The sequence below is a fragment of the Haloferax sp. AB510 genome, assembly GCF_024136985.1.
GTDB lineage: Archaea > Halobacteriota > Halobacteria > Halobacteriales > Haloferacaceae > Haloferax.
Genome location: NZ_JAMYJY010000006.1, coordinates 1 through 14,310, shown reverse-complemented (window position 1 = coordinate 14,310; position 14,310 = coordinate 1). Strand labels below are relative to the sequence as shown.

Here is a 14,310-nt window from a genome sequence, read left to right as displayed (position 1 = left end):
CTGGTGAGAAAAATGGCTACGAAACAAGAAGAAGAAACACCGTTCGCTCGGATGAATGAGCAACTGTCGAGTGTCGTACGGAGATACAAGAAAACACGGTTGGGGAAGTACTCGCTTCTCGCCCCGACTGTGTTCATTGTTCTGGCGTTGATGGTATTTCCGACGTTCATTCTCATCAGCTTCAGCCTCAACCCGTTCGACCAAGGTGTCATACAGAACGGTCTCACGCTGGCTAACTACCTCGAAGTCTTCGAAACACCACTCTACCAAAGCATCATCTTCCGGACGATCAAACTCGCTACTATCGTCACGGTGATCGACTTTGCACTCGGATTTCCACTCGCGTACGCTGCGGTTCGGAAAGGCGGATGGGTCGGAAAAGTCATCATCATCTCTACGCTCGCGCCGCTCACTATCGACTTGGTGGTCCGCTCGTTCGGATGGTACATCTTGCTCAACAAATCGGGAGTCGTCATCACGATGCTAGAAGCGATCGGTCTAGTCTCCGGTGACACTGCGCCAAAGCTCCTCTTCAACGAGGTCGGCATCATCATTGGACTCTCGCACGTAATGCTTCCGTTCATGGTGTTCCCGATTATCAATGTGATGCACACGATTCCCCGTGAGTACGAGGAAGCCGCACTCAACTTGGGTGCGAACCGGCTCACAATCTTCGCGAAGATACTATTTCCGCTCGCACTTCCGGGTATTAGTGCAGGGGTCCTCATCACCTTCGTCGTCTCGTTGGCCTCCTACGTGACACCCGCGATGCTCGGCGGTGGAGTGAAGGTACTTCCAATCGTCATCACGAACACGTTTACGAGCACGAGCAACTGGCCGTTCGCAAGCGCACTATCGATCGTTCTCGTCGCCATCGCGCTACTCATCATTGTCGGCTACCAGCGGACACTAAAGCGGATGGACAGCGTGGGGGGTTCCTAACATGTCGAAAGAGACTAACAATAGAGGACGGTTCGACTGGATACTCTCCCGTATCGCGAGCATCGGCTTCGAGGCACTCATCTGGGCCACTATCATCTTTCTGCTTGCCCCGCTAGTCATCGTCGTGATTATTTCCTTCGGCGAATCAGCGTACGCAACGTGGCCACCCCAACAGTTTACCATTCAGCACTATGCTAACCTGATAAGTGACCTGAGTTATCTTGATATCGATACCGCATTGTTCTCGAGTGTCAAGCTCGCGGTCGTAACTGGCATCTGTTCGACGGTTCTAGGTTCTCTCGCAGCGTTTGCGATTGTCCGCTACGACTTCAAGTACCAGACGACTCTCGAAACGTTCCTCATCTCGCCGCTCATCTACCCATGGATTGTTATCGGTATCTCATTACTGTTGTTCATCAACCAAGTCGAAGCAGTACTCGGGGTATCTATCACACTCTCGTTCTGGACGCTGCTTATGGGACACATTCTGTTTACGATCCCATACCCAATCCGTACGGTCGGAGCCAGTCTCCAGAACTACGACCACTCACTTGAGGAGGCAGCGCAGAACCTCGGTGCCACCGAACTTGAGTCGTATATCCGCATTACGCTTCCACTCATCCAACCTGGTGTGATGAGTGGATTCGTCTTCGCGTTTATCCTCTCGTTCAACCAGTACATCGTCTCGCTGTTCCTCTCTAGCGCAGACATTAAGACACTCCCGTTGGTTCTGTTCAGCCTGTTCTACAACACTGCCCCGGCAACACTCGCGGCGATTGCGACGCTGCTGATGTTCGGTGTGCTCACGGTTATTATGATTACTGAGTATTTCTTCAGTATCAGCGAGTTCATGTAGGATTTGTCGAACTCATATTTTTAAACGACCCAGAACATCCCCGCGAATAATTACTCTAGTTCCGTCCAGTATCCTTTCTTCGAGTTGTAACCGAACCTGTATCCCGCCCGCACCGAACTTTCGCTCTTCAATTCACACAGTTGCCTGTCCACATCTCGTTCTTGTGGAGTACATTGTTGGTGAGTCAGAGAATTTCTCGGACAATCTCTGTTAGTGTTTCTTGACCCGGCTTGAGGGGAATTCGTCTCCAAAGTTGGGGCGGCCCGAGATATTCTGTCCGTTGGTCTTTTGAGACGCCTCAGCGTGGCTCTCGAATGCGTTCACGTGTGCGTCTCCATCAACGGACTCACCGTCGTCGTGGATTACTGGTTCTCAGTAAAAGTGCTCATCATCGTCAAGTGGGTCGTGGCCCTGAAATCCGTCAGTATCGACAGTCACCGACTCCTTCTCGAGGTTGTCGAGGTGGTGTCGAACGGTCGCTTCATCGGCAGATTTCTCCGGTACAACATATCGCTGAGCGCTGCCGTGATCTACGAACGCGAATGCTGGTGGTTTGTCCCCCTCGTACGTTCATGACTGACGCGTCGAGTGTCCTGGTGAAGCTCGACGCACCGGTGAATCGACCGATACGAAACGTCGAGTTCAGCGTCTAACTGGCGAATACTCGGTTGAACTGGGAACGAGTAGAACGCGAACAAGAGCTTGTCGAGCCTGATCTTCGCGTGCGCAAAGACCGTGCCAGTCTTGTCGTTGAACGTGTGGTCGCAACCCGTACAGAAATACCGTTGGTGCGCTTGATAGCTTCCGTGTTTGTACACTAACTCAGACTGGCAGTGTGGGTACTGGAGGCCCTCGCGGCACTCGCCTCCTCAGATTCAAATCGGAACACTGCGTTCGGGCGACGCGTCCGCGTCAGCCTTGCCCGCTACGCTTTCACAGCGACAGCTCTACTTGGCTAACAACCTGCTTCCGAAGAGCACACCCATCGATTTCTTGCCATCCGAGCATCGTCGATTACCACTCGTGTAAAGGCATGTCGAGACTCGAATTTAAATAGAGATTGTGCAGAGTGTCTCGACAGCGACTAAGAAGAAAAAGACTCAGAGAAACGAATGGACTGGTTACAGCTCTATCAAGAGGTTACCACGTTCGGAGACGGTTGCACTCGTCTCTGGTGGAAGAATCGAGGTACAACCAGACTCCTCGATGATCGCAGGGCCTTCGACTGTGTCACCAATTGGGAGGGTCGCACGGTCGACGATGGGGGTCTTGACGAACCCGGGACCGTCGAAGTACACCTCGCGGGATGACTTGACAGTCTCGCCGTCCGTTATCGTCACATCATCAGTAATTCGCTTAGTCGAGACAGTTCCCGCTAACCGAAGTGTGACGAGGTCAATCGGTTCGTCGGGCATCGCGTACCCGTAGAGCTCGCGGTGCAGTTCGTGGAACTGCTCGATTCCCTGTTCAAGGTTCTCCGGGCTGTAAGACTCGCCCGGAAGCGGAACGGTGAGTTCGTACGCTTGGCCGGAATATCGCAGGTCGAGTTGGTGACCCAAGTCAACCTCGTTCTCTTCGAATCCTTGGCCAGCGAACCGAGACAGGAGTTCCGATTCGAGCGAGTCGAACTCTTCGCGAACCGTTTCGTGATCGATCTCACTACCGGTATATGCTTGGGACTCGTCCATCCGGACATCAGCCAAGAGCAGACCTCGCGCGGACAGCACACCGGGCGTTCGAGGGAGCAGAAGTGAGTCCATATCCATGTTCTGCGCCACAGAAGGTGCCTGCAGCGGGCCAGCACCGCCGAACGGAACGAGGGTGTAGTCAGCGGGGTCGCGTCCCCGCTCGATGGTTACCCGACGGATTTCGCGGGCCATCTTGGCGTTCGCCACCTGAAGAACGTTCATTGCAGCCTCTTCGGGGGACAGACCGAGCGGTTCGGCTATCTTTTCTTGGAAGAGAGTGCGGGCGCGATCCATTGCAGGCTGCATATCTCCGTCGAGGAACACGTCCGGGTCGATGCGACCGAGTATGAGGTTGGCATCAGTTACTGTCGGTTCGGTACCGCCACGCCCATAACAGATCGGGCCGGGATCGGCACCGGCGGATTTCGGCCCGACTCGGAGTCCACCACCGTTGTCGATCCACGCGATACTCCCGCCGCCTGCGCCGACCGTATTAATATCAACAAGCGGTGTGTTGATCGGGAGATTATTAATTTCTCCTTCTGTCGATCGGACGATAGAGCCGTCTTCGACGATGCTCACGTCGGAACTGGTTCCGCCCATGTCGAGGCCAATGGCGTTAGAGAACCCCTCCGACGTGCTTACGTCTCGGCAGGCAACTGCACCTGCAGCCGGACCAGACAGCACTGTGCGGAGCGCAAAATCGGTTGCCTGTTCCGTTCCAAAAATACCACCACCAGAGTGCATTACGTTCAGCGGAACGTCGATACCTCGCTCTTCGATGCCGGCATCTAACCGTCCAAGGTAGTCTTGGATGGTGACTTTCACCGCTTCGTTCAACACAGTCGTGACGGTGCGGTCGTACTCACGGGTTTCAGGGTACACCGCCGAAGAGAGCGCATAATCGAGGTCCGTCTCGGCTTCGATGATTTCGCCGATACGCTGTTCGTGTTCATCGTTTAGATATGAGAACAGCATCGAGACAACGATAGAATCGACGCCTGCGTCCTCGAGCTTCACGACAGCTTCTCGAACGGCACCCTCGTTGAGTTTGTCCACGACGTTACCGTTCGAGTCGAGACGCCCGGGAACACCGAAGCGATGTTTGCGAGGCACAAGCTGTGGCGGCTTATCCGCCTGCAGGTTGTACAGCTCCGGCCGCGTCTGGTCTCCGATTTCGAGCACGTCGCGAAGACCGCTATTCGTGATCAGACCGAGGTCAGGGATCTCGCTTTCGAGGACAGCGTTCGTCCCAACAGTCGTCCCGTGGCTGAGATAAGAGGTTCGTGTTGCTTCTGACCCCGTCTCCTCCAAGATCTTGTCGATACCGTTGAGGACACCTTGGTCGAATTCGGACGGCGTTGATGGCGTCTTTGTCGTGTGTATCTCACCAGTTTCGTCGTCGTAGAGGACGACGTCTGTGAACGTGCCACCCGTGTCAACACCGATTCGAATGGTCATTCTTTGTCACCTCCTTCTGCCGGAACTCCTTCCCCCAATTCTGCTCGTTGGTCTTCGGTCGCGTCGTAGTCGACGCCGTTCTGCGTGATGATAACTCCATATTCGGTTCGAGCTTTTTCTTCCGAGACTTTGTCATTTTGAACGTCTTTGAGTACCGCGTCCGGATCGCGTTCTAGTGGGTCGCCGTAGCCGCCACCACCAGGAGTCTGAACACTCACGATATCATTGGGTTCGAGTTTTGTCGTTGATTTTGACGGTAGGGATTCAGCGTCGTCAGCATCCGGGTTTCGGTAGAACCGCGCTGGACGAGCCGAGTGGCCGTCGAACACGCCCCATGGTGACGACTTCGTCCGCTCCGTAAGGAGTGAGAACGATGCCTCGTGGTCATAGAACTCGAGATCGCGTCGAACGCCGAGTCCACCCCGTTGGCGACCAGCACCTTCCGAGTCCTGGATGAGTTCGTACTTCCGGACGTAGACCGGGAGTTCCTTTTCGAGTTCTTCGATTGGGCTATTGGCCGTGTTCTGGAAGTGAGTCTGCACCGCGTCCATCCCATCTTTTTCGTACCGACCGCCGTAACCCCCGGCGACCGTCTCGTAGTACACGTAGTCTTCGTCATCTCGTGGGTCACGACCACCAAATGCCGTGTTACAGACGATACCTTTCGTGGCACCGATCGTTTCCTTCGGAACTGGCTCACCCATGGCCTTAGTCATCAAGTCCGCTGCACGCATTGCGATCTCCCAGCCGGCTGCTACCGGACGGTTGTGAGTCGGATTAACCATGGTTCCTTCGGGAGTTATAACCTCGAATGGACGGTAGAATCCGTCATTTTTCGGTAGATCCTCGCCGATGAATGCCATGGCGACGGACATGACGCCTGCGAACGCCATCGCAGGAGTGCAGTTGAGTGGCCCTTGATTCTGTTTGGCCGTCCCGGTGAAGTCCACAGTCATCTCGTCGTCCTCGATTGTTATCGTCAACGAAAGCTCAACAGATTCGTCGACGATCCCGTCGCCGTCCATCTTATCAGATGCTGAGAACGTCCCATTCGGCAATTCCTCGATAGCTGCGCGGACGCGCCGCTCCGTGTAGTCAAGCAATTCGTCTAGGTACTCGTTCGTCTGTTCCCGTCCGTAGGTGTCATGAAGATCGCGGAAGCGTTTTTCACCGATACGATTCGCCCCGAGTTGCGCCTGATAATCACCGCGACGCATCTTCGGTTCGCGGACGTTCCGGAGGATGAACGAGAGTACGTTCTCGTCGTATTCCCAGTCGTTCACCGCGTGGACACCTGGAATGACTATCCCTTCACCGTAGAGTTCGGTGTTGTCGTTCGGGATACCACCGGGTGTTCCACCACCGATGTCGACATGGTGCGCCGAGTTCGCGGCATAACCGATAATTTCGTCGTCATGAAAGAGTGGCGAAATCAACATCACGTCCGGCAGATGAACTGCACCCTTGTACGGATCGTTGATCAAGATACCATCTCCCGGTGAAAGCTCGTCTTCCCAATCGGGAATGTTCTTCGGCACAACCGAAACAAGCGAACCGATGTGCTGCGGTGCGATATCGTGCTGAGAGATGTGGCGGAGCTGCGAATCAAACAACGCGCAGGTGTGGTCACGACGAATTTTGATGTTAGTCGAGTAAGCTGTTCGTTGCAGCGTCACTCCCATCTCTTCAACGATACTTTTGAGCGAATGGCGAAATATCTCTAACTCTCCCGAGTCTGGCATACATCGTAGTTATTGCTCTATAATAAAAAAGTACGTATTCAGGAAATTGATGGTGCTATTCTGGTGGTGCGTCCCACTCGGCACCGTTATCTTTCGGTTCGTACCCGAGGACTTCGCGGTTGTGTTCAAGATCGACCCAAGTTGCCTCATTATCGCTGACGCCCCAGAAGATATCAAACTCTACTGACTCATCCTGTAGGCAAAGGTCGATCATCTGTCCGAGGTCACGGTGCGAGAACCAGGTGCATTTCATCCGGTCAACCATCAGGTCATATTCGTCACTATCGCGTTCCCACCAATCCTCGTCAACTCCAGTTTCGGCCAGCCCATACGGATGGTCGTACTGTTCGCCCAGGACAGTCAGAATACGAAGGGAGTAAAAACGAGTCGGGTAGTCACGGAGATTCGTCTCGTACACGGGGTGGAGTGCCCCGAGAGGGTTCGCTTGGCTTTCGACGAATTGCCGCCCGAGCGCTTCCCCGAGCACCTTCGAAACGCCGTAGAATGAGTCAGGACGAACCTGGTCATCATGTGTGATCGAAAGGTCGTGGTTGAGACTGTAGAGCTCAGGCGAGAGCTCAATCTCGTACATTCCAATAGTATGAATAGAGGACGCGTAGATGAAGTTTTCAACCTCGGCCTCAGCCGCGGCCTGCATCACATTATACGTCCCTCTGATATTCAATTCTTCAACCGAATCCCACGGCACACTAAGCTCCGCGGCGGCCGCGAGGTGGATAACGGCGTCTTGGCCTTCAAAATGTGGCCGAATCTCGTCAAGGTTGGTAATGTCGGCGACGACTGTTTCTCGTTCAGGGTGATCTTCGACGTCAAGGCACGTGAATTCGTACTCCTCGCGATCCCCCAGTTCAGAGAGAATGGCGCTCCCGACAGTACCGTTAGCACCGGTGATGAGAATTTGCATCACTTGACCATGTGGTGTTCTGATATAATAATGTTTGGTAACCTGTGGGAGTCGCTAAATTCCTATGCCACAGGGGAAGCAGACACAGCTACAGTTTGAAAACGAGGGGCGCTATGAGCATTCATCAGTCGTGTGGGTCGTGACACCGGCAACTGTGTTGGATTTCGTGGCCCGACATTCTCGACGCGTTAGATGACCTGTCCGTATTATTGGTTCTCAACCCACGCCTCGATTCGGTCGAACGCCGTATTTATCCTGTCGAGGGAGTTCGAATACGCGATTCGAACGCGGCTCGAGTTCGATCCGAAAACGTCCCCCGGGACGAGCGCAACACCGGTGTCATGTAAGAGCGACCAAACGAACTCGCGTCCGTCTGTGCTTGGTTCCGGGACGGTCGGGTACACGTAAATTGCGCCCTCAGGAGTTGGTGCAGTCATCCCTGGAACGTCTTCGATCCGTTCGCAGACCAACGCTCGTCGGTCGGCAAACGCTTCAACTAACGGCTCGAAGAGATCACCTTCTAATGCTCTTAGTGCGGCGTACTGAGAAATCGAAGGTGCACACGTCGTCGTGTACTGTCTCATGCGGAGAATTTCGTCAGCCAGTGCCTTCGGTGCGCCGAGATAGCCGACCCGCCAGCCGGTCATAGAGTAGGCTTTCGAGACACCGTTGATCGTAATCGTCCGCTCGTACATGCCGTCAAGCGAGGCTAAGCTCCGGTGTTTGGCTCCTCCGTAGATGATCTTCTCGTAGATTTCATCCGAGACAGCGATTAGATCATTCTCGACCACGAGATCTCGCACCGCTCGTAAGTGATCGTCGTCGATGACGCTCCCCGTTGGATTGTGCGGGCTATTCAGGATGAGCAGGGATGTGTCGTCATTGATTAGCGAATCAAGTACCTCAATGTTCGGTTGAAATCCGCTTTCGGGATCTAATGGGTACCGTACGGGTGTTCCCCCGGCAGCACGGACGGTTGGTGCGTATGTCCAACAAGGATCGGGGATCAGCACCTCCGTACCGGGGTCAACCATCGACATTATCGAGACGAAGACCGCCTCGCTCGCGCCAGCGGTGACGATAATCTCGTCTTCAGGATCATACGAGATTCCGCTGTCCGTCTCAAACTTTGCCGAGATTCGGTCTCGAAGAGGTTGAATTCCGTAATTCGACGTGTAATGGACGTGACCCTCATCGATCGCGCTTTTTGCAGCTTGTTTTATCGGCGAGGGTGTGTCAAAGTCGGGTCGGCCGATTTCGAGATGGACGATATCCTCACCGTTCCGTTCCAATCGGTTGCACTCCGAGAAAATTTCTCGGATTCCAGAGTATGGAATCTCTGTCATTCGCTGGGCTGGCATAGGGTACTTATGAATGTGTACACTAGATATATAAATAACCACCGGTGATCTGAATTCCTCGCGTAGACTCTTATCGAAGTTAGGATGGTAGCCGAGAACGCCATGTGATTTACAGCAAAGGCTTTGATATATATTAACTATGGTATGTGGTGACACAGGTTAGAATTACATCTGTATGTTTGTAATTTCTAGGGGCAAAAATACGAAAAATCACAGACCACGCCTCTATTTGGCATAGTCAAATCCGTTGAGCATGAATGATGGGAATCCACCCCTCGTTGATCGAAAAGACTAGACATCGTCCTACAGAATTCTTGGAGCCAATTCGGTCAGTATCTAGTTAGCTGGTCGTCCAAGCTTGTCAGATTATGGCTGATACCATGTTCGACACAAAGCTCGGTGGGTAGGCTTCTAGCGCGCAGAACAGCACAATATTCAGAAGGACAGCTGGAAAATATAATGAACCGCGTTCGTAAGGTGGTATCTGAACAGTTCCCAGTTCAACCCGAATTTGCAGCCTAGTACGACTCAAGTCTCCATTGAAGGAGGTTACTTTGGCGTTGAATAGGACTGCTCTGTTTCCGCGATCGAGCGTTCATACTCGGAAACCATCTCCTTGGTTCCGCTGGCGAGGAGCGCCGTATCCTTCCCAACGGCCAAATAGTCGAAGCCTTGAGAAACGCGCTTTTCAATGTCCTCTTGGTTGATTATGAGCGTCCCAATTGGCTTGTCCACCTCTTCGCTGACCTCTACAACACGTTCGATGTGTTCGTTGAGAACCTCGGATTCCCACTGTGCGAAGATACCGAGAGAACCGGAGAGATCCGCAGGTCCGAGAAAAAGTGCGTCGATTCCATCAACAGATGCGATCTCTTTGGCGTTTTCGACCCCGCGCTTAGATTCGATCTGCGCGATCGTCACGATTTGCTCCTCGGCGTTCTCTACGTATTCCACGAAGTCGCTTCCATACTCCGAGGCTCGACCAGATGCAATTCCTCGAATGCCTTCGGGCGGATACCGGACTGCTTCGACGAGCGAGCGAGCTTCATCGGCGGTTTCGATCATTGGGACAATTATTCCATCAACGCCGATGTCGAGAACGCGCTTGATGTGGACGTTATCGTTCCCAGGAACCCGAACGATGGATGCGGTATCGTCACCGGTCGCACCAATTCCTCTGACCATGTTCTCTACTGTCTCTAACCCCATCGTCGAGTGTTCTGTATCAATGACGACGAAATTGAGACCCAGCGATGCACCTATCTCGGCGACGGTCGGATTACCGATTGTAACCCACGTTCCTACTGAATAGTCGCTCTTATCTAGATTTATCAGTTGTTCCATGGTTGAATGTACTCCGTGGTGTAGCTCGACTTGCTTTATAGCCGGCTGACTAGTACAGACGAACGGACAAGTATAAAATCATAGGTTCCCGGGCATCCATTCCATTTTAGTGACCAACAATTCGTTCAGACGGTACACGCCCCGGCAGCAGGATGGTTTACGTGGTGTCGTCTGGGGTAGCGTAACACCTATATGGATCCCTACTGAGTTTTAGTTGCATGACGAGTAAGCAAGAGCAGTCGCCAGCGGCGGCTGATATCCCAAGTTCTGTCCGGAACTACATCGACGGCGAGTGGGTTGCAGCCGAGGGCGATGACGTACAGCCAGTCGTTAATCCAGCAACGGGCGAAACGCTGGTCGACATCACGTATTCAAACACAGAAACGGTCGACGAGACCGTCGAAAAGGCCGCAGCCGCTTTCGACGAGTGGCGGGCGACCTCCCCTGTCGAGCGTGTTCAGTATCTGTTCGACCTGAAGCAGGAACTCGAAGACCGTCAAGAAGATATCGCGCAGGCGCTCACCCGCGAGCACGGCAAGACGCTGGCCGAAGCGCGTGGCGAGATCCGCCGCGGTATCGAGAACGTCGAAGTCGCCGCCGGCATCCCGAACATGCTCCGCGAGGGAAGTGGGAATGTCGAAGGTATCGCCACCAATATGGACGAACATGCGGTCCGCCAACCCCTCGGCGTCTTCACCGCTATCACTCCGTTTAATTTCCCGGCGATGATTCCGCTTTGGTTCCTGCCATACGCCGTCGCCACGGGCAACCCGTTCATCCTCAAGCCAAGCGAAAAGGTGCCACTCAGCTCGCAGCTCATCTTCGAGGCCATCGATGCGGTCAACTTCCCCGACGGTGTCGTCAACCTCGTCAACGGTGGTGCTGACACGGTCAACGCACTGCTCGAGCACGACGATATTGCTGGCGTGTCCTTCGTCGGCAGTACGCCCGTCGCACAGTACATCTACGAGACTGCCGCCAAACACGGCAAGCGTGTCCAAGCGCAGGGCGGCGCGAAGAACTACGCAGTCGCCACCAACTCCGCCGAACTCGACCAAGCTGTTCCGAACATCATCGGCTCGGCCTACGGGAACGCCGGCCAGCGTTGTCTCGCCAACGACGTCCTCGTCGGTGTCGGTGACGTCTACGACGACCTCCGTGCCGAGGTACTTGACGCCATCGACGACCTGACAGTCGGAAACGGCCTTGACGAAGAGACAGACGTCGGGCCGCTCATCACGGACGAATCCGCCGACCGTGTCCTCGAGATGATCGACGATGCCATCGATGAGGGTGCGGAACTTGTCGTCGACGGTCGCGACTTCGAGCATCCCGATTACCCCGAAGGCTACTTCCTTGGACCAACGCTCCTCGAAGGCGTCACCACGGATATGGACATCGCCCAGACCGAGATTTTCGGTCCGGTAATGTGTCTGGCGGAAGCCGACGATCTCGACGAGGCTATCGAGATGGTCAACAGCACCGAGTACGGGAACGCGTCGTCGCTGTACACGGAACGCGGTAATGAAGCACGAAAATACCGCTACGAGGTGGATGCGGGGAACGTCGGGATCAATGTCGGCGTCTGCGCGCCGCTTGGCTTTTTCCACTTCGGCGGTCGCAAGGGCTCGTTCTTCGGCGATCTCCACGCTCAAGGCGAGGACGCGGTGAACTTCTACACCGACAAGACCATCGAGATCCAGCGCTGGTACAGCTAAGACTCGGCTACATCACCTGACTGCCGCAGTTTTGCGTTCACCCCCGTTTTGCGTAATGACTGACCGACATAGGCACGAACGAACATGACAACATACAATTTTGTTATGAAGTCAAGATGGTTAATCCCCTGAGCGAGCTAGCAGCGCTATTCTCATTGAAGAAAGGGGGCACGGGTGTGGCCCTTCGCATGGTGGGACGAGTCCGCCACGTGGTGAGTGACTGACCAAGACTTCCACGTGTGGGGAAGCGCATTGGAGCAAGGGTGCTCTAGTTTTGTAGCTTGCTCCATCTATGTGTTGGATTGCAACACTAATTAACATTATTGTCAATGCAAAATTGGCCAGTAGATGACAGCTGGTTCCCTCATGCCTCGAAAACGTAGATAGCAACCGATACAGAGAGATGATAGCTGTACAGTAATATTCGATCGAAAACTCACGTTGAAATAGCACACAGTCTGTCGGTGGTTATTTGACCGTTCATCGACCTCTGTGTTGTATGCGAGTCTATCGCAGGGATATCCAACAGGATGTTCGTGAGTTTGGACCCTTACTCGGAGACGTAATCACTACCCAAGGATCGAACAATGTGTGCGAGCCAGTCGAAACGCTGAGACAGAATTCCATCGATAATAGAAAAAAGACACTAGGAAGTGGAGCGCCACCACGGGACTCTTTGATGGCGTCGGAGAGGAAGATGCCTTAGTCGTCGCACGCGCGTTCACGAACTATTTTGAGCTGATAAACCTCTGTGAGGTGCGCGAGCGAATCCGGAACTCCAAGAGAGCTGCTTTGGAGAAATCAGCCACGAGTATGAGGCTGCGGTAGACATCGTTCAGGACACCACCGAGGAAGAGTCGTTACTCGGTGTTGGATGGCTCCAAGAGAGTCTCGACCGACGGAATCCCTATGTCGACCCGCTAAATCTATTACAGATTCAGCTCCTCGACGAGGATGATCGCTCCGAACCCGAAGAACGGGCCCTTCGCGTATCAGTGAAAGGAATCGCTGCAGGGATGAAAAATACAGGATAACAGTAAACACACACCCAGTATCGAACTCAAAACCGGGGTTGACGCTGGATCTTTCGGTTTCGGCGTCGGCCTATTTGAGAAGACCGCAGCGTCTAAAATAATGACATCTTAAGTTCTGGTCTGTGGTGCAAAGAGAATATTCGCTCTGCCGCCGTCACTCAAAAGAAATAGTTCTTAGTGTCAATATTGATCTGAATGACGTTTGAACGCTGCCGGACTAGGTCGGGGAAAACCTCGTGGAACTTCTTATCTTTACACCGCTCAAGTGGTGCGGAGATGCTAATCGCGCCTCGAACATGGTTCTCGGGGTCAACAATCGAAGCACCAACCGACCGAAGCCCCGTCGTCAGCTCTTGGTCGTTAACAGCGTACCCTCGCTCTCGAATGCTGTCAAGTTCGTTCAGCAGCGCGTCCCGGTCAGTAATCGTATTTTCTGTCGCACCTTCAAGACCATATTCGTCGATGATTTGGTCTACTTTGTCGGCGGGATACTCTGCCAAGATTGCCTTTCCCGCCGCACTCCTGTGGAGATACTGTCTAAATTCGCGCTGACGAGTGTGGTGCGCTGTCGCAACGGCAACATCACCGTAGCTTTCGTAGAGTTTTATTTGTCTACCCTTCTTTGCGGTGATCAAGTGGACGTACTCCCCGGTTTCGTCGGCAAGAGAATCGATCTCGTCTCTCCCAGCGAGATAGAGCTCCTCTCTATTTCGTGCGAACTCTCCCATCGGGAGGAATTTGAGGCTTACTTTGTAGACGTATCCATCCTTCTCGACGTATCCCTGCTGTTTTAACGTGTTGAGGTAGGTGTGAATTGTCGGCTCAGAGCGATCAAGTGCCTTCGCAAGTTCTTTAATTCGAGCTCCGTCCCGCTTTTTGAGCTCATCAAGGAGTCTACACCCCAACTCGATCGATTTTATTCTACGAGGTTCACTTCCCATAGCACTCACTCATGTTCTACCATCAAATACCTTTGGTTATATCAAATTTGATGGGTCTCTCTGATGCGGATTACTCCCAATCAGAATCACAGTACGAACAGTAACATAGGAAATGCTCACCATCTCATCATGTGGGACGAGAACAACCTGCTGCAACAGTAGTCACATTTTCTATCATCACGGGAATCGAACTTCTATGTGTAAATTTCACAACGATGGACTCATATATTTTAAGAAAAGTATATATGCCTGCATAGATACTTACAAACCATGCATGTCGTAGTAGTTGGTGGTGGAA

10 protein-coding genes and 1 pseudogene are annotated in these 14,310 nt (G+C 53.3%); 4 read left to right on the top strand and 7 right to left on the bottom strand.

Annotation, left to right across the window (positions count from 1 at the left end):
- Positions 1–12: 12 nt before the first annotated feature.
- Both NKF06_RS02100 and NKF06_RS02095 read left to right on the top strand, forming a co-directional pair.
- Positions 13–942: an ABC transporter permease gene (locus tag NKF06_RS02100; RefSeq protein WP_082256456.1), complete on the top strand. Its 930-nt coding sequence runs from the start codon at positions 13–15 to the stop codon at positions 940–942.
- 1 nt (position 943) lies between these two features.
- Positions 944–1,798 (top strand): ABC transporter permease, encoded by an 855-nt coding sequence (locus NKF06_RS02095; protein WP_253244370.1) that lies wholly within the window; start codon positions 944–946, stop codon positions 1,796–1,798.
- Between the two features lie 184 nt (positions 1,799–1,982).
- On the opposite strand, the pseudogene NKF06_RS02090 reads toward NKF06_RS02095, so the two are convergent.
- From NKF06_RS02090 to NKF06_RS02065, 6 genes and pseudogenes are all read right to left on the bottom strand, one after another.
- A pseudogene (locus NKF06_RS02090) lies at positions 1,983–2,655 on the bottom strand (IS1595 family transposase); the annotation flags it as partial.
- A gap of 264 nt (positions 2,656–2,919) precedes the next feature.
- Positions 2,920–4,947 (bottom strand): hydantoinase/oxoprolinase family protein, encoded by a 2,028-nt coding sequence (locus NKF06_RS02085; protein WP_042665469.1) that lies wholly within the window; start codon positions 4,945–4,947, stop codon positions 2,920–2,922.
- Complete coding sequence (locus NKF06_RS02080; RefSeq protein ID WP_082256455.1) at positions 4,944–6,689, bottom strand: hydantoinase B/oxoprolinase family protein; 1,746 nt, start codon at positions 6,687–6,689, stop codon at positions 4,944–4,946. Before NKF06_RS02080 ends, NKF06_RS02085 begins: the two co-directional genes overlap by 4 nt.
- Positions 6,690–6,744: 55 nt before the next feature.
- Entirely contained in the window at positions 6,745–7,614 is an 870-nt protein-coding gene (locus NKF06_RS02075; protein ID WP_253244369.1) for an NAD(P)-dependent oxidoreductase, read from the bottom strand.
- 206 nt (positions 7,615–7,820) lie between these two features.
- A complete protein-coding gene (locus NKF06_RS02070; protein ID WP_253244368.1) occupies positions 7,821–8,960 on the bottom strand; it encodes a pyridoxal phosphate-dependent aminotransferase in 1,140 nt (379 codons plus the stop codon).
- A gap of 564 nt (positions 8,961–9,524) precedes the next feature.
- Positions 9,525–10,319 carry an aldolase/citrate lyase family protein gene (locus tag NKF06_RS02065; RefSeq protein ID WP_042665466.1) on the bottom strand — a complete coding sequence of 265 codons (795 nt, stop codon included), beginning with the start codon at positions 10,317–10,319 and terminating at the stop codon, positions 9,525–9,527.
- A gap of 218 nt (positions 10,320–10,537) precedes the next feature.
- On the opposite strand from NKF06_RS02065, the gene NKF06_RS02060 reads away from it, so the two are divergent.
- Both NKF06_RS02060 and NKF06_RS21075 read left to right on the top strand, forming a co-directional pair.
- Positions 10,538–12,037 (top strand): CoA-acylating methylmalonate-semialdehyde dehydrogenase, encoded by a 1,500-nt coding sequence (locus NKF06_RS02060; protein WP_253244367.1) that lies wholly within the window; start codon positions 10,538–10,540, stop codon positions 12,035–12,037.
- An 800-nt stretch (positions 12,038–12,837) separates the two neighbouring features.
- A complete protein-coding gene (locus NKF06_RS21075) occupies positions 12,838–13,071 on the top strand; it encodes a phosphoenolpyruvate carboxylase (RefSeq protein WP_253244403.1) in 234 nt (77 codons plus the stop codon).
- 158 nt (positions 13,072–13,229) lie between these two features.
- Here the strand turns inward: NKF06_RS21075 and NKF06_RS02050 are convergent, their stop codons facing one another.
- Complete coding sequence (locus NKF06_RS02050) at positions 13,230–14,012, bottom strand: IclR family transcriptional regulator (protein ID WP_253244366.1); 783 nt, start codon at positions 14,010–14,012, stop codon at positions 13,230–13,232.
- Positions 14,013–14,310 lie beyond the last annotated feature (298 nt).

Coding starts and splice junctions, on each gene's coding strand:
- NKF06_RS02095 (WP_253244370.1), top strand. CDS start 944: ATGTCGAAAGAGACTAACAATAGAGGACGGTTCGACTGGATACTCTCC.
- NKF06_RS02050 (WP_253244366.1), bottom strand. CDS start 14,012: ATGGGAAGTGAACCTCGTAGAATAAAATCGATCGAGTTGGGGTGTAGA.
- NKF06_RS02100 (WP_082256456.1), top strand. CDS start 13: ATGGCTACGAAACAAGAAGAAGAAACACCGTTCGCTCGGATGAATGAG.
- NKF06_RS02065 (WP_042665466.1), bottom strand. CDS start 10,319: ATGGAACAACTGATAAATCTAGATAAGAGCGACTATTCAGTAGGAACG.
- NKF06_RS02085 (WP_042665469.1), bottom strand. CDS start 4,947: ATGACCATTCGAATCGGTGTTGACACGGGTGGCACGTTCACAGACGTC.
- NKF06_RS02060 (WP_253244367.1), top strand. CDS start 10,538: ATGACGAGTAAGCAAGAGCAGTCGCCAGCGGCGGCTGATATCCCAAGT.
- NKF06_RS02075 (WP_253244369.1), bottom strand. CDS start 7,614: ATGCAAATTCTCATCACCGGTGCTAACGGTACTGTCGGGAGCGCCATT.
- NKF06_RS02070 (WP_253244368.1), bottom strand. CDS start 8,960: ATGACAGAGATTCCATACTCTGGAATCCGAGAAATTTTCTCGGAGTGC.
- NKF06_RS02080 (WP_082256455.1), bottom strand. CDS start 6,689: ATGCCAGACTCGGGAGAGTTAGAGATATTTCGCCATTCGCTCAAAAGT.